Origin of the sequence: Pseudomonas sp. DR48 (assembly GCF_019823085.1) — a bacterium.
GTDB lineage: Bacteria > Pseudomonadota > Gammaproteobacteria > Pseudomonadales > Pseudomonadaceae > Aquipseudomonas.
Genome location: NZ_CP081946.1, coordinates 322918 through 343917, shown reverse-complemented (window position 1 = coordinate 343917; position 21000 = coordinate 322918). Strand labels below are relative to the sequence as shown.

The following is a 21000-nucleotide window of genomic DNA, read 5'->3' as shown; positions in this document are numbered from 1 at the left end:
AGGTTGCACGGGGAGGGCGGTCAATATTTGCCGCTGGGCGGCAGCCATCAACCGCCGACGTCTCAGCGGTGCGCGATATTTTCCAGCGCCAGGTTGCGGGTGCGCGGGCCAAACCAGCCGATGGTCAACATCACGATCAGCATGCTGGCGACAATGAACGCCAGCACGCCCGGTGTGCCGAAGTGCTCGAGGAAAATCCCGATCAGCAAACTGCTGAACACCGTCGACAATCGGCTGAACGAATAACAGAACCCCACGGCGCGGGCGCGGATGTTGGTGGGGAACAATTCACTTTGATAAGAGTGATAGCTGAAGCTCAGCCAGGCGTTGCAGAAAGTAATCATCACTCCGCAGAAGATCAGGCCGAAGGCGCTGGTCTGCATCGCGAACAGCGTACCGAAGGTCATCGCACCGAGTGCCGAACCGACGATCTGCCACTTGTTCTCGAAACGGTTGGCAAACTTCACAAACAGCAGCGGCCCGAGCGGGTAGGCGAGGGTGATGATGAAGGCGTACATCAAGCTGTGCGTGACACTCACGCCCTGACCGGAAAGCAGCGCTGGCAGCCAGTTGCCGAAGCCGAAGAAGCCGATGGCCTGGAACACATGGAAGACAATCAGCATCAGCGCCCGACGACGATAGGGCGGCTGCCAGATATCGGCGAAGCGGCCAGTGCCTTGAATGTCCACGGCGGCCAGTTCCGGCTCGTCCAGTGGCTTGCCCTGATCTTTCACACAGCGCGCTTCGATGTCATCGACAATCGCGCTGGCCTCGTCGAACCGGCCATGCTGGGCCAGCCAGCGCGGCGATTCCGGCAACCGTGAACGCAGCCACCAGATGAACAGCGCAAATACCGCACTCGCCAACACCACCCAACGCCAGCCGGACACACCGAACGGCGCCTGCGGCACCAGCCACCACGACATCAGCGCCACCGCCGGCACCGACAGAAACTGCACGAAAAAGGCGAAGGCAAACGCCGAACTGCGCATGCGTTTAGGCACCAGTTCCGAGAGGTAAGCATCGATGGTCACCAGCTCGATACCCAGTCCGATGCCCACCAGAAACCGCATGCAGATAATGCCCAGTGCCGAGCTCTGAACACCCATCGCCACCGTTGCGACGGTGTACCAGATCAGCGCGAAGGTGAAGATCGCGCGGCGTCCGAAACGGTCGGCCAGCGGGCTCAGCAAACTCGCGCCAAGGAACAGCCCGAGAAACGTCGCGGAGGCGAACGCTGCCTGGTCAGAGAAACCGAACACGCCCTGACTGCCGGTGGCGAAGATGCCGTCGCGGATCAGGCCCGGGCTGATATAGGCGGTCTGGAACAGGTCATAGAGTTCGAAAAAACCACCGATCGAGAGCAGCGCCACCAGGCGCCAGAGGGTCGCGACGGCGGGAAGTCGGTCGATGCGAGCAGAAATCTGCGCGGCGCGAACGGGGTCGATGCCGTCGGTTTGAGCGGCGGCTGGGGTATGCGCAGTCATGGGCTTGTCCATTTCTTATTGATGGAGAAGCTTAGCCTGCTATCGGAATCAATGGTTGTGAATCTCGGCGCCTTTGCACCGAGATTCGCCCGGTTGTTGCAGCGTATGCTCGTTTTTTAGTGATTTGTAGCGCAGGGCCGCTCAAGGCAGGCCGTTGCAGCCGTATTTCAGGAAACCGGGACGTTGGGCCAATCGTTGAAAATACTCGTCGATGGCCGGGTAGTCGGGACGCTCCATCGGCGTCATCAGCCAGCGGTTGACGGACAAGCCGATGACGATGTCGGCGAGGGTGAAGCGTGGTCCGGCGACGTAGGCTTTGGTGGTCGCGAGCTGATGCTCGAGGATGCCCATCTTCTGGTTCCAGCCGCGTACGCCGGCGGCGATGTGATGCGGGTCCTGGAACTCCGGGTCTTTGCGCACCAGTGCCGTAAAGGCATAGCTCCAGGAACTGTTCAGTTCAGTGGCTTGCCAATCCATCCACTGTTCCACCCGAGCGCGTGCCGCCGGTTCGTGCGGCAGCAAGTCGGTGTTATGGTGTTTGCCGGCCAGGTAACGGCAGATGGTGTTCGACTCCCACAGCACACCCGCCTCATCGATGATCACCGGGACCTGGGCATTGGGATTGAGCCGGAGAAACTCCGCCGTGTGGGTCGACGCGTAACCGCCGCCCCAGTCTTCTCGTTCGTAGGGAACGCCCAGTTCCTCACACGTCCACAGAACTTTTCTGACGTTGATGGAGGAGGCTTTACCCAGAATTTTCAGTGCATGTTCCATTGAGCTACTCCGTTAGCGATTCGACGCTTCAGGAATCTAACAGACATTTCGAGCAGGATCGTATTGCGCCGATGCGGACTGAGCACAGATGCACGGGAGCACTATCAAGGTTAGTTGAAATCCCACTGCTTGAACGAGGCGCCGTTCAAGCACGCGGCGATTCACTGTGGGTGCCAGCTCGCTCCCATCGGTCAGGTGCTCTCGCGTACCTTCAACTCAAACCCCATGTCCTGCACCGGTTTTGCCACTGAATTGCCGGCCAGCAGCGTCAACATCAACTCCGCCGAACGGCGGCCGATGGCCTCGCGCGGGGTGCTGATGCTGCTCAGGCGCGGGACCATGTGCGCCGAGGCAGGCAGGTCGTTGAAGCCGAGGATCGCTACGCGTTCGGGGATTTTGATCCCGCAGCGCATGGCTTCCAGCAGCGCGCCTTGTGCCAGGTCGTCGTTGCCGAAGAAGATCGCATCGACATCCGGATGAGCGGCAATAAGCTGTAAGAACAACTCGCCACCCAGACCAACGGAGGAGGCGCGCGGTGTCAGTATTTCCAGATCCGGGTCATACAAGCCGGCCTTTTGCAGCGCCTTGCGAAAACCTTCGCCACGCAACAACGTGCGTTGGTCCAGCTGCGCGCCGATGTAGGCCAAGCGTTTGCGCCCGCGGGACAGCAAATGCTCGGCTGCGGTTTCGCCGGCGGCGAGCTGCGAAAAACCCACACAGTTCACGCCCGCTGCACTGTCCAGTTCCATCATGTAGACGCACGGGATGTTGCTCGCCTCGATCATCCGCCGAGAACTTTCAGTGCGGTCGAAACCGGTCAGCAGCAAACCGCGCGGCTGATACGCCATGTAATTGCGCAGCAGGTTTTCTTCTTCATCGCGCGAGTAATGGAAGTTGCCGATCAGGACTTCGAAGCTCTTGGGGCGCAAAACCTGATGAATGGCTTCCAGCGTATCAATGAACAGCAAGTTGGACAGCGACGGCACCAGAACCACCACCGAATGGCTCTGGGCCGAGGCTAACGCCCGGGCAGCAGGGTTGACCACGTAGTTGAGTTCAAGCGCCGCTTTCTGCACTTTTTCCACCAGTTCGGTGGCCACTGTGCTGACACCGCGCAAGGCGCGGGAGGCGGTGATCGGGCTGACACCAGCCAGGCGTGCGACTTCGTTCAAGGTCGGGCGGCCAGTGGTGCGCGTATTTTTATCGTTTTTAGGGGAGTTCATCGAGCGGCTTGCCAAACAAAATTCGAGGCACTAAGGTAGCGCTGTCTCGATGCAGCTGCAAATGCGTGAGCGGGGTTTGCCTGATCCCCGCTTTTTGGCATTGGGAACGAACATGCTGCAACCCACAAAAATGACAAGAAGGCGTCGGCAACTTCTGCTTTTGTTCCAGTGTCACAACTGTCAAAGGTAGCGCTGTCTGCGCGCTGAGGTGTTACATGAATCATCCCATCACCGCCCTGGTCATCATGGGCGTTGCCGGTTGCGGCAAGACTTGCGTCAGCGAGGCCTTGTGCCAACTCAGCGGCGCGACCGCCATTGAAGGCGACACTTTTCACCCTGCCGCCAATATCGAAAAGATGAGCGCGGGTATCCCCCTGGACGACGAAGACCGTGCCGGCTGGCTCGACAGCCTGTGCGATGAGCTGCGCCGCGTGGATGCCAAGGGCGAGCGCCCGGTGCTGACCTGCTCGGCCCTCAAACACAGTTATCGCGAACGTCTGCGCAGCGCCTTGCCTGGCCTGGGCTTCGTTTTTCTTGAGCTGACTCCTGAAGTTGCCGCCGATCGTGTGTCTCACCGGCCTGGCCACTTCATGCCATCGACCCTGATCGACAGCCAGTTCGCCACGCTTGAATCGCCCGTTGGCGAGCCCCTGACCCTGGCTCTGGACGCGTCGAACCACAGCGTCGAGCAATTGGCGAAGCAGGCGCATGTCTGGTGGCTGGAACACGGCCTGAAACTCGCCGTATGAGTCTGGCCAGAAAAGATAGCGCTGTCCTTATCGCGTGCGAATTACCCGCTTTAATAACAACAACAACCAGGAGACACCCCTAATGTTTGGCATGTCCCACGAGACGTTCCTGCTGCTCGATGCAGTGGTCACGGTGATCGGGCTTATCGTCCTGATCACCAAGTTCAAGCTCCACCCGTTCATTGCCCTGATCATTGCCGCCGCATTCCTCGGGCTGACCTCCGGCATGCCGATCGGCACCATCATCAAGGCGTTCCAGGACGGCTTCGGTGGGGTGCTCGGTTTCGTCGGGATCATCCTTGCGCTGGGCACGATGCTCGGCAAGATGATGGCCGAGTCGGGCGGGGCGGATCAGATTGCCCAGACCTTGATCCGGGCGTTCGGCAAGGACAAGGTGCAGTGGGCCATGATGTTCGCCGCGTTCCTGGTCGGCATTCCGCTGTTCTTCGAAATCGGTTTCGTGCTGCTGATTCCGTTGGTGTTCATCGTCGCCCGGCGTACCGGCGTGTCGATCATCAAGATCGGTATCCCGCTGCTGGCCGGTCTGTCCGCCGTTCACGGCCTGGTGCCACCGCACCCGGGTCCGTTGCTGGCCATCGGCGTGTTTGGTGCCGACATCGGTAAAACCATTCTCTATGGTCTGATCGTTGCGCTGCCGACGGCCATTATCGCCGGCCCGATCTACGGCACGTTCATTGCCAAATACATCCCTGGCCATCCTAACCAGGAACTGGTGGATCAACTGGCTCGCGAGCCGGACGCGGCCGAGCTGCCAAGCTTTGGCATCACCCTGGTCACCGTGCTGCTGCCGGTGTTCCTGATGTTGCTCAAGACCTTTGCCGACGTGGTGCTGCCGGAAGGCAACTTCGCGCGCTCCTTCATGGACCTGGTCGGTCACCCGATCTCGGCGTTGCTGTTGGCGCTGCTGCTGTCGCTGTATACCTTTGGCCACAAGCAGGGCATGGGTTCGAGCAAGATTCTGAAGTTGCTCGACGCCAGCCTCGCGCCGACCGCCGCGATCATTCTGATCATCGGTGCCGGTGGTGGCTTCAAGCAGATGCTGGTGACCAGCGGCGTGGGTGACGTGATCGGCCACATGGCCGTGAATGCCCAGATCTCGCCGATTCTGCTGGCCTGGCTGGTGGCGGCAGTGATTCGCGTGGCGACCGGTTCTGCGACCGTGGCGACCATTACCGGCGCAGGCATCGTGGTGCCGGTGGTGGGGATGATTCCGGGTGTGAACCGTGAGCTGCTGGTGCTGGCTACCGGTGCCGGTTCGCTGATCCTGTCTCACGTCAACGACGCGGGTTTCTGGCTGGTGAAGCAATACTTCAACATGACCGTGGCGGAAACCTTCAAGACCTGGACCGCGATGGAAACCATCCTGTCCATTGTGGCGCTGGGCTTTATCCTGCTGCTGTCGATGTTCGTCTAAGCACACTGTCGCACTGATCGTTCCCACGCTCTGCGTGGGAATGCATCCCGTGACGCTCCGCGTCACAGTGGACGCGGAGCGTCCATAGCGGCATTCCCACGCGGAGCGTAGGAACGATCAGGTACAAAAAAACCGCATCGCTGCGGTTTTTTTGTGTCTGCTTAATCGATCAGGCGTTGGTTTTGGTTACTAGCCCATCCGCCCGGAACATCGCGCGAATCCCGCGCACAGCCTGGCGAATCCGGTCCTGGTTTTCGATCAGCGCGAAGCGCACATGATCATCCCCGTATTCCCCGAATCCCACACCCGGCGAGACGCAGACCTTGGCCTCGGCGAGCATCTTCTTGGCGAATTCCAGCGAGCCCAGGTGCGCATACGCCTCGGGAATCTTCGCCCAGACGTACATCGAGGCTTTCGGGTTCTCGACCATCCAGCCCAGTTCATGCAGGCCTTTGACCAGCACGTTGCGTCGCTGCCGGTACTGCTCGGCGATGTCTTTGACGCACTGCTGATCGCCTTCCAGCGCGGCAATGGCCGCGACCTGCAGCGGGGTGAAGGTGCCGTAGTCGTGATAACTCTTGATCCGCGCCAGGGCGTTGACCAGTTCGGCGTTGCCGACCATGAAACCGATGCGCCAGCCCGCCATGTTGTAGCTCTTGGACAGGGTAAAAAACTCCACCGCGATGTCCTTGGCGCCCGGCACCTGCATGATCGACGGGGCTTTCCAGCCGTCGTAGACGATGTCGGCGTAAGCCAGGTCGTGCACCACCAAAACGTCGTACTGTTTGGCGAGCGCGATCACGCGTTCGAAGAAATCCAGCTCCACGCATTGGGCCGTGGGGTTGGACGGGAAGCCGAGGATCATCATTTTCGGTTTCGGGATCGAACCACGAATGGCGCTTTCCAGTTCTGCGAAGAAGTCCACGCCAGGAATCAGCGGCACCGAACGCACTTGGGCGCCGGCAATCACGGCACCGTAGATGTGAATCGGATAGCTCGGGTTCGGCACCAGGACCGTGTCGCCCTGATCGAGGGTGGCCAGCATCAAATGCGCCAGGCCTTCCTTGGAACCGATGGTCACGATGGCTTCGCTTTCCGGGTCGATATCGACCGCGTAGCGATCCTTGTACCAGTTGGAAATCGCCCGGCGCAGACGTGGAATGCCTTTGGACGTCGAGTAACCGTGGGTGTCTTCACGCTGGGCGACGGTCACCAGTTTTTCGACGATGTGCGGCGGGGTCGGGCCATCAGGGTTGCCCATGCTGAAATCGATGATGTCTTCGCCACGACGACGGGCGGCCATCTTCAGTTCGGCAGTGATGTTGAATACGTAAGGGGGGAGTCGATCTATGCGCGCAAAGCGGCGCGGCGAACCTGGATTGGCCATTGTTGCCTCGGATAACGTGAGCGCCCGGAACCGTCCGAGCGACGCTGGCCACTGCGGTGGCCTGTTGCGGAAGATAAGGGCTGGTATGGCACACTGTCCAGCGACTCTGTAAACAAATTTGTCCGAAGGAAATCGGTTGATGGAATTTACCAGCGGCTTCTTGCTGAGCCTTTCGCTGTGCCTGGATATCGGCGTGGCCAACATCGCGATGATCACCCTGGCCATGCAGCGCGGCTATTTTCAAGGCTTTGCGCTGGGGTTGGGGACCTGTGTCGGCGACCTGATCTACGCGGTGCTGGCACTGGCGGGCATGACGGTTTTGCTGCAGTACGAAACCGTGCGCTGGGTACTGTGGATCGGCGGTTCGGCGTTGCTGGTGTATTTCGCGGCGAAGATGATCTACTCGGCGATTCACCATGAGGCGGTGCTGGCGCAGTCTGCGGAAGTGGGGCAGAACTCCCATCGCAAGGAGTTTTTCCGTGGCATCTTCCTCGCCATGTCATCCCCCAGCGCCATTCTGTGGTTTGCGGCAGTGGGCGGCACCTTGATCGCGCGCTCCGGCGGCAGTGGCGCCCTGAGTTCGGCGTTGTTTCTCGGCGGGTTTCTCTGCGCTGGCGTGCTCTGGTGCGTCGCGTTGTGTTTCGCTGCGAGTCACGGCGGCAAGTTGCTGGGCGACAAACTGCTGCGCTACTCCTACATGGCATCGGCGGCGATCTTCTGCTATTTCGCGGTCTACGTGATTCTATCGGGCTACAACGAGTTTATCGGCTCGGGCGCCGTCGAGCAGTTGCAGGCCCTGTAAGTGGGCGAATCGGTTCGGGCTTCTATACTCCCAGCCGAACCCACTTTTTTAGCCTCAGGAGTTGAGTCATGGATGAGCAAGAAGTCGTAAAACCGGCCGAGCCACGCATCGAACATGGGCACTTTCTGCTCATTGCCGGTTTTGGCGGGCGATTTACCCAGGAAACTTCCAGGAAAATTCCCGACCTCTGGGAAAAATTCATCCCCGAGATTGGCAAGATTCCTGGTCAAAAAGGCGAAGTAACGTACGGCATCTGCTGCAATCCGGATGGCAAAGGTGGTTTCGAATACATTGCCGGCGTGGAAATCAGCAAGCTCGATGACCTCCCCGACAAGTACCGCTGGGTCGAGGTTCAGCCCCAGCAATATGCCGTGTTCGAGCACAAGGGTTCACTGGACACCTTGCCCAAGACTTTTCAATACATCTGGAAGACATGGCTGCCGCAGTCCGGGTATCAGGCGGCGGACGCGCCGGAGTTCGAACGCTACAGCGAAGACTTCAACCCGAAGCTGAACACCGGAAAGCTGGAAATCTGGCTGCCGCTCAAAGAGTAATGAGCGCATCGAGAGGCGGATCGACTGTCCGCCTCTCGATATCACTTGCCTCGCTTCATCCGTCGCGCCCGCATCAGGTCGATCGACAACGTGATGAAGCCAAACGTGCTGATGCCCAACAGCATAAGAAGACCGATCTGAACGCTGCTCATGGTGAGTTCCCCCTATTGATGTCCAGAGACAGGACACATCAATAATCCACTCCAACGAGCAATGACAGCGCCTATACGCAGGCTTTACGGCGCCTGCGGTGATCGATATGAACACCTTATTAATCTATGATCCCAAGCCTTCTCATTCGCTGATTCCGAGCTGCCATGAACACCGTCATCCGCCACGTCATTCCTGCTGACCTGGACCGTTGCTACGCCATCGAAACCGTTGCCTACGAAGGTGACGAAGCCGCCACCCGGGAAAAAATCGCCACCCGCATCGCCACTTGGCCCGAGGGGTTCATCGTCGCCGAAGTCGACGGCGTGGTCGCCGGTTTCATCAATTCCGGTGCGGCGTTTCAGGTGCAAATGTCAGACGAAGCTTTCAAGGAACTGATCGGCCACGACCCGGCCGGCCCGCAAGTGGTGATCATGTCGGTGGTGGTGCACCCGGATTATCAGGGGCAGGGTTTGGCCAAACGATTGATGGCCGAATTCATCGAGCGGATGCGAGGTCTGAAAAAAACCCATATCCATTTGATGTGCAAGGAACGACACATTCCGCTCTATGCCGGATTCGGGTTCGCCTACATCAAGCCTTCGGAATCCGACCACGGCGGCATGGCGTGGCATGAGATGGTGTTGGCGCTGTAAACCTCTATCAAACAGCGCAGACCCCTGTGGGAGTGAGCCTGCTCGCGATAGCGGTGGCTCAGCCACCGATGATGTCGTCTGACACACCGCTATCGCGAGCAGGCTCACTCCCACAGGGGTTAGGTGTTGTGTCCGTGAACGCTGTCGCTCAGCCTTGCAGCACGCGTCTCAAAAAACCAGACTCATGCGCCGTTCATAGCCGATCCGGCCCTTGTAGGCTTCGCCGCTGTCGACCCAGCCGAATTTCGCATAGAGCGCGATGGCCGCTTCGTTGTCTGCATCCACCGATAATTCCAACGCTTTTATCTCTGGAAATGCCTGGCGTGCGACGTCGGGCAAGGCTTGCAGGCAGGCCTTTCCATAACCTTTGCCCTGAGCCCGCTGATCGACTTGCAAGGCGTGCAGGGTGGCGCTGTGTTCGTCGGCCCACGCGGGCAGCACCGGCGGACGCTTGAGCAACAGGAAGGCGACTGGCTTCTCCTCGGCCAGCAGGGCAAATCCCTTGACCCCGGGGCCAGGTTTGGAAAGCAGCGAGTGCAGGGCGCCGTGGATGTCGCCCGAGAACCTGATTTGCTCTTTGTGAACTTCGATGGCCTCGATCTGCTGGCGCTGAAGCGCGTTCAGGCTTTCATAAGGCACGAGTCGGGTTATCACTGGAGTGTCCTTTTTCCATCACAAAATATGTTTCGGATTCTAGCGAGTTTGCGTTCGTGGATTATTTTTATTTCAACGGTCGATTTGGCCTCAGGTCAGACGACTAAGGGTGTCTTCACACTGAAAACCACGGAGATCCACCATGAACGCTACTCACGAAATCGAGACCCTGATCGAACACTATCGCCAGGCCGTCATTGCCAAGGACATCGACAAGCTCATGCCCCTGTATGCCGAGGACATCGTCTCCTACGACGCGGTCAAGGCTCTGGAGTTTCGGGGTAAAGCCGCCTATCGCGCGCACTGGGAGGAGTGCATGGAAATGTGCCAGGGCGCGCATAAGTTTGATTTCAGCCACATGAACATCGTGGCGGATGAGCACATCGCCTTCGCCCACTGGCTGGCTCATTGCGGCGGCACCAATGAACAGGGTGAAACCCAGGCCTGCTGGATGCGTGTCACCGCCTGCTATCGGCGCGATGCCGGGCAATGGCGCATTGTCCACGAACATTGGTCGGCCCCGTTCGACATGACGAGCGGCAGCGCACTGTTCAACCTTGAACCCTGATCGTCGGGTTGTTTATCGGGAAGCCGCGCGAAAACACCCATCTGCGGCCATAGTTGATCAGTTCGATCCGGGAGAGTCCAAATGAAGTATCTGTGCCTGGTCTACAGCAACGAACAGACGTTGCACTCCTTGCCCGACAGCCCCGAGGACGCCGAGTGCCTGGCCTACGCCGAGTCAATCCAGGGCAGTGGCCGGATGCTCGCGGCCGAGGCGCTGGAATCGGTGCAGACCGCGACCACCGTGCGCATGCGCAACGGCAAGCTGTCGATCACCGACGGTCCGTTCGCCGAAACCAAGGAGCAATTGGCCGGCTTTTACCTGATCGATGCCAAGGACCTCAATGAAGCGATCCAGGTCGCCGGCAATATTCCGGCGGCCCGGGTTGGCAGCGTCGAGGTGCGTCCCGTTCGCCAGTTGAATCCCTGAATAACAATCAAAAAAACCAGGAGAGCCCATGAGTCCGCAAACCTTTGACCGCAAACCTGCCCCGTACGAGTTGTCCATCAGCCGGCTGATTGACGCGCCGCGCCGCAAGATCTTTCGCGCCTGGACCGAGCCCGCCTTGCTCGCCCAATGGTGGGGGCCCCACGGAATGACCACGCCCGAATGCGAAATGGACCTGTGGGTCGGTGGCCAGTTTCGCACTCTGATGCGCGCCCCGGACGGCACCGAGTACCCGACCATGGGCGTGTTCCTGGAAATCGTCGCACCTGAGCGGCTGGTGTTCACCGACGCGTTTATTCCAGGCTGGATTCCATCGGGCAAGCCGTTCATGTCAGCCGAAGTGACGCTTGAAGACCACAATGGCCAGACCCTCTATACCGCCCGCGCCATGCACTGGTCCGAAGAAGATCGCCAGGCTCACGACGCCATGGGTTTTCATGACGGCTGGGGGCAAAGCCTTGATCGGCTGGTGACGTTGGTGACTGACGGCATGTCCGACTGATGCCTGACAGTTCAGTCACGGCTCGGGTCGAGCAGGTCTACCGCGAAGACTCGCGACGGATTCTCGCGACCCTGATCCGTTTGCTCGGTGATTTCGACCTCGCCGAAGAGGCGATGCACGAGGCTTTTTTCGTCGCGGTCGAGCGCTGGCAGCGTGACGGCGTGCCGGACAATCCGCGCGCCTGGCTGGTGTCGACCGGGCGCTTCAAGGGCATTGACGTGCTGCGTCGGCGCGCGCGGTTTGCCGCTTCGAAACCGCTGTTGATCGCTCAACTGGAGGCGCTGGAACAGGCCGACTGGAGTGATGAAGACGTGGAAGATGATCGCTTGCGGCTGATCTTCACCTGTTGCCACCCGGCATTGGCGGCAGACGCCCAGGTGCCGCTGACCCTGCGCGAAGTCTGCGACCTGACCACGGAAGAAATCGCCCGGGCCTTTCTCTCGGCCCCGGCGACCATCGCCCAGCGCATCGTGCGGGCGAAAGCGAAAATCCGTGATGCGAAAATCCCTTACCAAGTCCCGACCCTGGCGGAATTACCCGAGCGCCTGGACAGCGTGCTGCGGGTGATTTACCTGGTGTTCAACGAAGGCTACTCGGCGTCGGTCGGCGCTGAAGTGACGCGAGAAGAGCTGACGCGCGAGGCGATTCGGCTCGGGCGTCTGTTGCTGCAATTGCTCCCGGAGTCGGAGGTGATGGGGCTGCTGGCCTTGATGCTGTTGCACGAGTCGCGGCGTAGAGCCCGGACGTCGGTAGACGGTGAGTTGATTGTTCTGGATGAACAGGATCGGTCGTTGTGGGATGCCCAAATGATTGCCGAAGGCTGCGCGCTGGTGGAAGCGGCGCTGAGCACTGGACGGTTCGGGCCTTATTGCCTGCAAGCGGCGATTGCGGCGGTGCACGCCGAGGCGCCCACGGCGGGGGAGACCGACTGGCAGGAGATTGTCGGCCTGTATGACGTGCTGTTGGCGGCGGTGCCTTCACCGGTCATTGAATTGAACCGCGCGGCGGCGATCTCCAGGCGCGACGGTCCGCTGGCAGGGCTGGTGTTGGTCGAGGGGATTCTGGATCGCGGCGAATTGCAGGACTACCACTTGGCGCATTCGGCGCGGGCGGAGTTTTGCCGGCAATTGGGGCGGGTCGAAGAGGCGCGGGCGGCTTATGAACGGGCGCTGGAATTGACGCAGCAGGTGCCGGAGCGGCGGTTTATCGAGGCGCGGATCAGGGCGTTGAAGTGAGGTGATTTCTCGGGCCCCATCGCGAGCAGGCTCGCTCCCACAGTGGAACGGAGCGGTCACAAAAGTTGTGTACACCACCAATCCCTGTGGGAGCGGGCTTGCCCGCGATAAGGTCCGCAGGACCTTCACTCCAGCATCTTGCCCAGCAACCAACTACCCGCCGGCCCCGGCGGATGCAACCGCGACCACAGCGCATCGACGAACACCGGTTTCGGCCAGCCGCGCACGTTCAACTCCTGCAACGTCCCCGGGCCAAACCGCTCCACCAGCCAGCGCGGCAAAGGCGCCCAGCCAAATCCACCCTGGGCCATTTCCAGCAGCATCAGGTAACTCGGCGCCGACCAGACACGTCCCTTCGCACGGCTTTCATACGGATTGACGATGGTCGCCAGCCGTAACTCCCGGTGCTGTTGCAGCACGTCCTGATCAATGCCGCTCAGCGTCGCCAGCGGATGCTCTCGGGAGACAAACAGCGCGATTTCGGTCTTTTCCTCAACCGTCGAGCTGACCAGGTCCGGCGGGTAACTGTCCTGTTTTTCCGCGAAGGCGACATGCGCCCGACCGCGTTGCACCAACGCCACCAGGTCATCGCATTCAGCGATCAGGCATTCAAGCTCCAGGTCCGGATAACGCTGATCGAACGCACTGAGCGCCGCTTCGAACCGGTCGGACTGATAGGTGTCGGAAATCGCCACCGTCAGCTTCGGCTCAACCCCTTGCGAGAGTTGGCTGGCGGTCATTTCCAGACGGCTGGTGGCGGCGAGGATTTCCTCGGCCCGCTGCAGCATCACGTGCCCGGCCGGCGTCAGGCCGGGTTTGCGGCTGCTGCGGTCGAAGAGGGTCAGGTTCAGATCGATTTCAAGACTGGCCACCGCCGCGCTGATGGTCGACTGACTGCGCCCCAGCTTACGCGCCGCCGCCGAGAACGAGCCTTGCGTCGCCGCCTGCACAAACGCCTGCAACACTTCTTGAGACGCCATGAACTATCGCCTTGATCGATGGTTATTGGTTATGAAGTATCGGCGTGAGGACAGATCATGGCAACCACAGTCACTCAGGGAGTCCTGATCATGAACGTCAACAAATCCATTACCGAACGAATCTTGCAGGCCATCGGTTTCGAAGTGCTGGCCATCCTGATCTGTACGCCACTGCTGGCGTGGATCATGGATAAACCGATGCTCGAGATGGGTGTCGTCACGGTGGTCATCGCGGCATTGGCGCTGGCGTGGAACGTGGTTTTCAACGGCTTGTTCGATCGCACGCTCAAGCGTTTTGAGATCGCTCATACCGCTTGGGTACGGGTCGTCCATGCGCTGCTGTTTGAAGGCGGACTTGTTGCGGTCGGGGTGCCGTTGATTGCCTGGTGGCTCAACGTCAGCCTGTGGCAGGCGTTCCTGCTGGACATCGGCGTGCTGCTGTTTTTCCTGCCCTACACCTACGTGTATCACTGGGTGTATGACGTGGTGCGGGAGCGCATGGTGATCGGCCGGGCTACGTTACGCAAAGCTCACTGACAAACTCGAGAAACGCCCGCACCTTGGCCGCCGGCAAGTGCCGTGAAGGGTACAAGGCATACAGCGGGAAACGCTCATCGGGCCAGTCGGGAAACAACTCGACCAGACGGCCCGCCTTCAAGGCCGGCGCCATCCCCAGGTCCAGTACCTGGGCGATGGCCTGGCCACTTTCACAAACGCTGTGCAGCGTGCCGACATCATTGACCAGCAAGCGGCAATGCGGCTGTACATGCAACACTGGCCGTCCCGGTCGATGGAATTCCCAGCCGAACGGGCGAGCGGTTTGCGGATCGCGGAACTGCATGCACACGTGCCGCTCGTCTTCCATGTCCAATGGCGTCAATGGCCGCCCATGTTTTTTCAGATAGGCCGGCGAGGCGACGGTCAGCACCCGCACCTCCAGCAATTGGCGCGCGACCAGCGAGGAGGACGCCGGATGCCCAAATCGCACGGCCAGATCAAAACCATCGGCCACCATGTCGCCCAATTGATCGCGGGTTTGCAGTTCCAGGTACAGCTCGGGATAGCGCTGCATGAACTGGCCGAGCGCCGGGCCGAGAATCAGTCGGGAAAAGTACGGGTCCATGTTTACTCGCAGGCGTCCCCGGACTTGAGTGGCGCTGCTGGATGCCGAGTTCGCCGCTTCTTCGAGACTGGCCAGCAGCGGCGCGATCTCGCCGTAGAAACGCCGGCCCTCATCGGTCAGGGTGACGGTGCGGGTGGTGCGGTCGAACAGGCGAATGCCCAAGCGTTTTTCCAGCCGGGCGATGGCGCGACTCACGCCCGATGGCGTCAGTTCCATGGCCTCGGCGGCGCGCACGAAGCTGCCACCATCGACTACCGCGCTGAAAACGCCCATGCCGCTGGCAAGACTGGCATCGAAGCTCATTGATGATTCCTGATCACGTATGCAATGACATTGATGCTATCGGAGAATCTCGCCCTTGCGCGGAAAATTCTCCCCATCGCGACAGTCGTCGTTTTCTGGCAGGAGAGCAGTTCATGTACGCAGTGATGGGCATTACCGGGCAGGTGGGTGGCGAAGTCGCCCGAACTTTGTTGGCTGCTGGCCGTGCAGTACGCGCCGTGGTGCGCAACGCCGACAAAGGCGCGCAGTGGGCGCAGCGTGGTTGTGAGCTGGCGTTGGCCGATGTCGATGACTGGCAGGCCATGGCCCAGGCCTTTACCGGCGTGGACGGTGTGTTTGTGATGATGCCGTCGAACTTCGACCCGTCCCCCGGTTTTCCAGAAACCCGGCAGTGGGTGGAAAACATCCGTCAGGCACTGGCAGCCGCACGCCCCGGTCACGTGGTGTGCCTGTCGACCATCGGTGCCCAGGCCACTCAGCCGAACTTGCTCAACCAGTTGCAACTGCTGGAGCAGGCGTTAAACACGCTGGAATTGCCCATCACTTTCCTGCGCCCGGCGTGGTTCATGGAAAACGCTCAGTGGGACGTCGAGCACGCGATGGGCTCGGGGATGATTCCGAGTTTCCTGCAACCGCTGGATAAACCGGTGCCGATGATCGCCACCGCCGACGTCGGTCGGGTGGCCGCCGAGCTGTTGCAGGAATCATGGCAGGGCAAACGCGTCGTCGAACTTGAAGGCCCGCAACGCATTACTCCGCTGCAATTGGGTGCCGGTTTCAGCGAACTGTTGGGCAAACCGGTGCGGATGCAAAGCGTGCCGCGCGAGACCTGGCAGTTGTTGTTCGAGCATCAGGGCATGCGTAATCCATTGCCGCGGATACAGATGATTGATGGCTTCAACGAAGGCTGGATCGAGTTCGAAGGCGAGCCGCGCAAGGGCAAGGTGGAACTGCTGACAGTGTTGAAGGGACTTGTTTCCCGGCACTAAAAAAAAGCGGGCTGATGATCAGCCCGTTTTTTTATGGCGCGGCACCCATCTGGAATTTGAAATCAGCTCCACGGATCGCCGTGTCGATGCGCTGCGCGTTCATGGACTGGCTGGCGAACCTGATCCAGTCCACAACCTAAGGCACCGCAGATAAACGTGTGGGAGCGGGCTTGCTCGCGAAGGCGGCGTATCATTCAACTCAACTGTTGAATGTGAGTCCGTCTTCGCGAGCAAGCCCGCTCCCACACGTTTTGTTTCAGCTTCCAGTTTGATGGTTAAACGTGGAAGTAGCCTACGCAGCTATCAAACGGCAAACGCTTGAGCTCGATCTTGTTCAGGTCCAGTACTTCGCGCAGGGCTTTGGTTTCGCCAGGGAAGTTGCGGTAAGCCACTTCGTCCAGGACCACGATCGCGCCTTTTGGCATGTACGGCAGGAAGGTTTCCAGCGCGACTTTGGTCGATTCGTACAGGTCGGTGTCGAGGATCAGCATGGCCACGACCAGGTCCGGGCGGGTCTTGACCCATTCCGGCACGGTTTTGACGATGTCACCTTTGACCAGCTCGCAACGCGGGATGCGGTTGACCGGGCGCAGCAGGTCGTTGGCGTCGATCATGTCCTGGATCAGCGACTGGTCGGTGTCGGAGAACATGGTCTCGTTGACGTCGGCCGGGTCTTCTTTCTTGTCGATGCTCTGGAAGCCTTCGAACGTGTCGAAGCCAATGATCGAGCGGTTGATCGCGTACGGTTCGAGAATCATCGACAAGTGCATGTACAGCATCAGCGAGTTGCCCTTGTACACGCCGCACTCGATGATCGCGCCCGGTACTTCAGCGACTTTCTTGAACAGCTCCATGCGCGACAGCGCAGCGGTCACGCCGATGCGGTTGGCGAAGACGAATGGCGCGTCGGCCACGTACTCGGCATCGACCCGTTTCAGAACGTTGGCACGGGTTTCGTTGTACTGGGCCTCTGCGGGCGTGATGCGACGCTTGGTCATTGCTGGATTCCTTGGAAATTCGAAAAGTCGTGGGCGTGGAAATAGTCTTTGAAGCCGGCGCCGACATCAGGGCAGGCGCTGTCGACGTTGATCGCGCCGCGCTTGTGCTTGAGGTCGTCGAGGTGCATCAGGCGGAAATCCACGCTGAAGCGGGTTTGTTCGGTGTGGTTGGCGACCGTGCCGTGCAGGTGCGAGCCTGAGAAAATCAGCATCTCGCCGGTGTTGCCGGCAATGCGCACTTCGGACGCGGTGTTGATGTCTTCCAGCGGCACCGGGTGCACGCGGACTTCCTCCTTGAGGTTGTCCTTGGCCTTGTGGCGCTGGTTGTTGATCCAGTCGTTGAGGCTCCATTGGCTGGAGGTGTTCTTCACCGGCACGTCGAAGTAACCGGCGTTGATCATCATGGTCTGGTCGGGGCGAATGGTGTGCACCGGCATCCAGGTGTTGATCTGGCAATCGACGCTGCCGTACCACGTGTCGCGATGCGGTTTGTAGGCATAGCTGACACCGGCGTGCAGGTAGTCATAGTTGGGCACCACGCGAATGCGCGGCACGTCGAAAATGTATTCGCGCGGATCGACGCCGATCTCGTCGATATACGCCAGGATCAGGTCCTTGGCGCGCTGGCTGTTGGTGAACTGGCCTTTGAGGCGCGTCACCAGGACCACGAATTCTTCCACCGGCATCAGCGTGTGCAGCGCCTGGTGATTGGTCTCGCCGTCGAAAGCGGCGGTGATGCTTTCCTGAGCGAACGCACACAACTCTTTGGCCGCGCGCAGCTGGGTGTTCAGGAAGATGTCGCCGGCGTAGATGGCTTCTTTGAAGTCAGCTTTTTGCTGAAGCTGATTGATGTACAGATTCACGATTTCACTCCTGAATGCATCGAGTCTCTTAAGAGTCGGCCACACGTTAGCAAACTGAAGTGCAATCGGGCTGGCGGCGGATCAATAAAAGCGAAAAGCGTTGAATCTTCGACGAAATGCTTTGTCCGGACAAAAAAATCCCCCTGTGGGAGCGGGCTTGCTCGCGAAGACGGATGCACATTCAACAGTTGAGTTGACTGACACTCCGCCTTCGCGAGCAAGCCCGCTCCCACAGGGGGTTGTGTTGAGGCTAGAAGATCTGGGTGAACAACCAATACAAACTGCCCGACAGCAGAATCGCCGCCGGCAAGGTCAGCACCCAGGCCATCAGCAGGTTGCGGATGGTCTTCATCTGCAAGCCGCCACCGTTGGCGACCATGGTCCCGGCCACGCCTGAAGACAGCACATGGGTGGTCGACACCGGTAATCCGAACATGTCTGCCGCACCGATGGTCAGCATCGCCACGGTTTCCGCCGAGGCGCCCTGGGCGTAGGTCAGGTGGGTCTTGCCGATCTTCTCGCCGACCGTCACCACGATGCGTTTCCAGCCGACCATGGTGCCCAGTCCCAGCGCAATCGCCACGGCGATCTTCACCCACAGCGGAATGAAGCGCGTCGAGTTGTCGATCTGTTGCTTGAACAGTTGCAGTTTGCTGGTGGTGTCTGCGTCGAAGTTGCCGACCTTGTTCTTGTCCATCAGGCGAATGGTTTCGCTGGTCAGGTACATGTCGTTACGCACGTTGCCCACGGCCTCGACCGGTACTTTGGACAGCGAGCCATAACCCTTCACCTCTGCGCCGATGCTGCCCGTGAGGGCGGCGAGGGCTGGAATCAGTTGTGGCGTGGCTTGCTTGCTGCGCACGTATTCGGACAGCACCGGACGCGGATCGGCCGGGGCCGGTAGCGGCGCGGTTTTCACCAATGCTTGCTGGGTGACTTCGGCGACGGCGGCGAACTGCAGCGCCTGGTCGGCCGGCATCGTGCGGTTCAACGCATAGGCCATCGGCAACGTGCCGACCAGAATCAACATGATCAGCCCCATGCCTTTCTGGCCGTCGTTGGAACCGTGGGCGAACGAAACGCCGGTGCAGGTCACAATCAACATGCCGCGAATCCACCACGGCGGCGGCGTGTTGCCGACCGGAGCCTTGTACAACGAGCGATTTTTGACAAACGCGCGCAGGGCCAGCAGCAACAGCGCGGCAAAGCCGAAACCGACCAGCGGTGACAACAGCAATGCATAACCGATCTTGGTCGCCTGCGCCCAATCCACGCCGCTGGTGCCGTCATGACCATGCATCAGGGCATTGGCGACGCCGACGCCGATGATCGAGCCAATCAAGGTGTGCGACGAGGAGGCCGGCAAACCCAGCCACCAGGTGCCGAGGTTCCACAGGATCGCCGCGATCAACAGGGCGAAGATCATCGCGAAACCGGCGGCGGAACCGACTTGCAGAATCAGCTCCACGGGCAGCAGCGCGATGATGCCGAACGCCACCGCACCACTCGAAAGCAGCACCCCCAGGAAGTTGAAGAACCCGGACCAGGCCACCGCCAGGTTTGGCGGCATCGAGTTGGTGTAAATCACCGTGGCGACGGCGTTGGCGGTGTCGTGGAAACCGTTGACGAACTCAAAGCCCAGGGCGATCAGCAGCGCCACACCCAACAGCAGGAACGGCGTCCAGGTGGTGACCACCGTGCCGAGTTCGCTCATGTCGTGCATCAGGCTGTAAGCAGTGAACAACAGTCCGCTGGCCAGCAAACCGAAGAAGATCACGAGGGTCAACAGGCTGGGTTTTTTGTCGAATTGCGGCTTGGCGCTTCTGGTGGCCGCTTGCGTCTGGGCAGAGAGGGAAGGCGTAGCCATGACGGACAGTCCTGGGGAGGGAAGGAGTGTCGCCCATGATCGTTGCTGAATGTTACAGAGGAATTGCGTCAGGTCAGGGTTTGGTTTTTTAAGGGCCGAATGATCGTTCCCACGCTCCGCGTGGGAATGCCGCCCGGGACGCTCCGCGTCCCTTCCCGGTGTGACGCGGAGCGTCAATGGATGCATTCCCACGCGGAGCGTGGGAACGATCACGTGTGGAGGGTCAATAATCCTGACGCTTGCGAAACGCCCAGCGCCCGGCGATCAGGGTAAACGTCGCCACCAGTGCCACCAGAATCCAGAACCCCTCAGGATCCCCGGCCAGCGGCACCCCGCCCACGTTCATCCCGAAGAAACCGGCGATGATGTTGATCGGCAGCGCCAGCACCGTGACCACGGTCAGGGTGAACAGCGTGCGGTTGCTTTGTTCGTTGAGGTTGGCCGCGATTTCTTCCTGCAACAGCTTGATCCGCTCACCCAGCGCCGTGAGGTCGTTGATGATCAGCGCAAACTCCTCGGTGGACTTGCGCAGTTCCTTGACGTCCTCTTTCTGCAACCATTGCGGCGGACGGTTGAGCAGGCGCAACAACGACCCCGGCTCCAGCGCCAACAACCGCTGCAAACGCACCAGCACCCGGCGATTGGCGCCCAGCTCGGCGCGGTTGGTCGACAGTCGCGAGGACAGCAACTCATCCTCAATCTGATCGACACTGAGGCTGGTCTTGCGCACGATCTGAGTCAGCACTTCACCTTGATCGCGCAGCAAATGCACCAGCAACTCCAGCGGTGAGCGAAAGCGCTCGCCGGCTTTCACCGAGGAACGCAGCTTGTCCACCGAGTGCAGCGGTTGCAGGCGCGCGCTGATGATCAACCGACTGCGGGCGCAGACCCACAGTGTCGAGACATCCGACGACACCATGCTTGAGAGGTTGAACACCACATCGTTGACCACCGCCAGCAACGCCGAATCGACATGCTCGATGCGCGTCGACCGCGAGCCTTCATGCAGCGCTTCGAAAAACTCTTCCGGCAGTTCCAGGTGGCTTTTCATCCAGCGCTCGCAGGCGGCATGCGCGAGGTTGAGGTGCAGCCAGAGGAATTCGTCGCTGTCGTCCGGTTGTTGCAAGCATTGCAGCGCCTTGGCCGAATCGATCTCGCGACCGCGCTCGCCCGGGCGAAAACTGAAACCGTAGAGCAGACCGAACAGGTCCGTGTCGCGATGGGTTTGGTCGATGCTGTGGTTCATGAGGGCTCGCAAGGAGAGGCGCCTGTCGCGGG

The 21000-nt window shown here is 60.1% G+C and carries 23 protein-coding genes; 12 read left to right on the top strand and 11 right to left on the bottom strand.

Going from position 1 to position 21000, the window contains the following annotated elements; translation table 11 throughout:
• Window positions 1–62: 62 nt before the first annotated feature.
• The 3 genes from K5K95_RS01610 to K5K95_RS01600 form a co-directional block, all read right to left on the bottom strand.
• Complete coding sequence (locus K5K95_RS01610; RefSeq protein ID WP_222588121.1) at window positions 63–1487, bottom strand: MFS transporter; 1425 nt, start codon at window positions 1485–1487, stop codon at window positions 63–65.
• A 141-nt stretch (window positions 1488–1628) separates the two neighbouring features.
• Window positions 1629–2261, bottom strand: coding sequence for a glutathione S-transferase family protein (locus tag K5K95_RS01605; protein WP_090187264.1), 633 nt, complete (start codon window positions 2259–2261; stop codon window positions 1629–1631).
• 191 nt (window positions 2262–2452) lie between these two features.
• Window positions 2453–3484: a LacI family DNA-binding transcriptional regulator gene (locus K5K95_RS01600; RefSeq protein WP_222588120.1), complete on the bottom strand. Its 1032-nt coding sequence runs from the start codon at window positions 3482–3484 to the stop codon at window positions 2453–2455.
• Window positions 3485–3699: 215 nt separating this feature from the next.
• Between K5K95_RS01600 and K5K95_RS01595 the strand changes: the two genes are divergently transcribed.
• The gene (locus tag K5K95_RS01595; protein ID WP_090187259.1) at window positions 3700–4233 is read left to right on the top strand and encodes a gluconokinase; all 534 of its coding nucleotides are present in this window, start codon (window positions 3700–3702) and stop codon (window positions 4231–4233) included.
• Window positions 4234–4315: 82 nt separating this feature from the next.
• Entirely contained in the window at window positions 4316–5668 is a 1353-nt protein-coding gene (locus tag K5K95_RS01590; protein WP_222588119.1) for a GntP family permease, read from the top strand.
• Between the two features lie 169 nt (window positions 5669–5837).
• On the opposite strand, the gene alaC is transcribed toward K5K95_RS01590, so the two are convergent.
• Complete coding sequence (gene alaC / locus K5K95_RS01585) at window positions 5838–7055, bottom strand: alanine transaminase (protein ID WP_222588118.1); 1218 nt, start codon at window positions 7053–7055, stop codon at window positions 5838–5840.
• 139 nt (window positions 7056–7194) lie between these two features.
• Between alaC and K5K95_RS01580 the strand changes: the two genes are divergently transcribed.
• From K5K95_RS01580 to K5K95_RS01570, 3 genes are all read left to right on the top strand, one after another.
• Complete coding sequence (locus K5K95_RS01580) at window positions 7195–7857, top strand: LysE family translocator (RefSeq protein WP_222588117.1); 663 nt, start codon at window positions 7195–7197, stop codon at window positions 7855–7857.
• Window positions 7858–7925: 68 nt separating this feature from the next.
• Window positions 7926–8411: a GyrI-like domain-containing protein gene (locus tag K5K95_RS01575; protein ID WP_222588116.1), complete on the top strand. Its 486-nt coding sequence runs from the start codon at window positions 7926–7928 to the stop codon at window positions 8409–8411.
• Between the two features lie 317 nt (window positions 8412–8728).
• The gene (locus tag K5K95_RS01570) at window positions 8729–9217 is read left to right on the top strand and encodes a GNAT family N-acetyltransferase (protein WP_222588115.1); all 489 of its coding nucleotides are present in this window, start codon (window positions 8729–8731) and stop codon (window positions 9215–9217) included.
• 168 nt (window positions 9218–9385) lie between these two features.
• Here the strand turns inward: K5K95_RS01570 and K5K95_RS01565 are convergent, their stop codons facing one another.
• Window positions 9386–9871: a GNAT family N-acetyltransferase gene (locus K5K95_RS01565; protein WP_222588114.1), complete on the bottom strand. Its 486-nt coding sequence runs from the start codon at window positions 9869–9871 to the stop codon at window positions 9386–9388.
• A gap of 142 nt (window positions 9872–10013) precedes the next feature.
• On the opposite strand from K5K95_RS01565, the gene K5K95_RS01560 reads away from it, so the two are divergent.
• The 4 genes from K5K95_RS01560 to K5K95_RS01545 all read left to right on the top strand — a co-directional run bounded on the left by K5K95_RS01560 (window position 10014) and on the right by K5K95_RS01545 (window position 12620).
• A complete protein-coding gene (locus K5K95_RS01560; protein WP_222588113.1) occupies window positions 10014–10439 on the top strand; it encodes a YybH family protein in 426 nt (141 codons plus the stop codon).
• An 81-nt stretch (window positions 10440–10520) separates the two neighbouring features.
• Entirely contained in the window at window positions 10521–10865 is a 345-nt protein-coding gene (locus K5K95_RS01555; RefSeq protein ID WP_222588112.1) for a YciI family protein, read from the top strand.
• Between the two features lie 28 nt (window positions 10866–10893).
• Window positions 10894–11385, top strand: a complete 492-nt coding sequence (locus tag K5K95_RS01550; protein ID WP_222588111.1) for an SRPBCC family protein — start codon at window positions 10894–10896, stop codon at window positions 11383–11385.
• On the top strand, window positions 11385–12620 hold the full coding sequence (locus K5K95_RS01545; protein ID WP_222588110.1) for an RNA polymerase sigma factor: 1236 nt from the start codon (window positions 11385–11387) through the stop codon (window positions 12618–12620). The genes K5K95_RS01550 and K5K95_RS01545 overlap by 1 nt, the downstream gene beginning before the upstream one ends.
• A gap of 125 nt (window positions 12621–12745) precedes the next feature.
• Here the strand turns inward: K5K95_RS01545 and K5K95_RS01540 are convergent, their stop codons facing one another.
• Entirely contained in the window at window positions 12746–13600 is an 855-nt protein-coding gene (locus K5K95_RS01540) for a LysR family transcriptional regulator (protein ID WP_222588109.1), read from the bottom strand.
• A 90-nt stretch (window positions 13601–13690) separates the two neighbouring features.
• Between K5K95_RS01540 and K5K95_RS01535 the strand changes: the two genes are divergently transcribed.
• The gene (locus K5K95_RS01535) at window positions 13691–14137 is read left to right on the top strand and encodes a multidrug/biocide efflux PACE transporter (RefSeq protein WP_222590264.1); all 447 of its coding nucleotides are present in this window, start codon (window positions 13691–13693) and stop codon (window positions 14135–14137) included.
• On the opposite strand, the gene K5K95_RS01530 is transcribed toward K5K95_RS01535, so the two are convergent.
• Window positions 14115–15026 carry a LysR family transcriptional regulator gene (locus K5K95_RS01530; RefSeq protein ID WP_222588108.1) on the bottom strand — a complete coding sequence of 304 codons (912 nt, stop codon included), beginning with the start codon at window positions 15024–15026 and terminating at the stop codon, window positions 14115–14117. The two genes, K5K95_RS01535 and K5K95_RS01530, sit on opposite strands and share 23 nt — an antisense overlap.
• Window positions 15027–15139: 113 nt before the next feature.
• On the opposite strand from K5K95_RS01530, the gene K5K95_RS01525 reads away from it, so the two are divergent.
• Entirely contained in the window at window positions 15140–15994 is an 855-nt protein-coding gene (locus K5K95_RS01525) for an NmrA family NAD(P)-binding protein (RefSeq protein WP_222588107.1), read from the top strand.
• A 14-nt stretch (window positions 15995–16008) separates the two neighbouring features.
• Entirely contained in the window at window positions 16009–16134 is a 126-nt protein-coding gene (locus K5K95_RS32955) for a hypothetical protein (RefSeq protein WP_261398125.1), read from the top strand.
• Between the two features lie 135 nt (window positions 16135–16269).
• Here the strand turns inward: K5K95_RS32955 and K5K95_RS01520 are convergent, their stop codons facing one another.
• The 4 genes from K5K95_RS01520 to K5K95_RS01505 all read right to left on the bottom strand — a co-directional run bounded on the left by K5K95_RS01520 (window position 16270) and on the right by K5K95_RS01505 (window position 20968).
• Window positions 16270–16992, bottom strand: a complete 723-nt coding sequence (locus K5K95_RS01520; RefSeq protein ID WP_007946102.1) for a TylF/MycF/NovP-related O-methyltransferase — start codon at window positions 16990–16992, stop codon at window positions 16270–16272.
• Window positions 16989–17855, bottom strand: coding sequence for a hypothetical protein (locus K5K95_RS01515; RefSeq protein WP_222588106.1), 867 nt, complete (start codon window positions 17853–17855; stop codon window positions 16989–16991). The genes K5K95_RS01520 and K5K95_RS01515 overlap by 4 nt, the downstream gene beginning before the upstream one ends.
• Window positions 17856–18105: 250 nt before the next feature.
• Window positions 18106–19722 carry an inorganic phosphate transporter gene (locus tag K5K95_RS01510; protein WP_222588105.1) on the bottom strand — a complete coding sequence of 539 codons (1617 nt, stop codon included), beginning with the start codon at window positions 19720–19722 and terminating at the stop codon, window positions 18106–18108.
• 223 nt (window positions 19723–19945) lie between these two features.
• The gene (locus tag K5K95_RS01505; RefSeq protein ID WP_222588104.1) at window positions 19946–20968 is read right to left on the bottom strand and encodes a transporter; all 1023 of its coding nucleotides are present in this window, start codon (window positions 20966–20968) and stop codon (window positions 19946–19948) included.
• Window positions 20969–21000 lie beyond the last annotated feature (32 nt).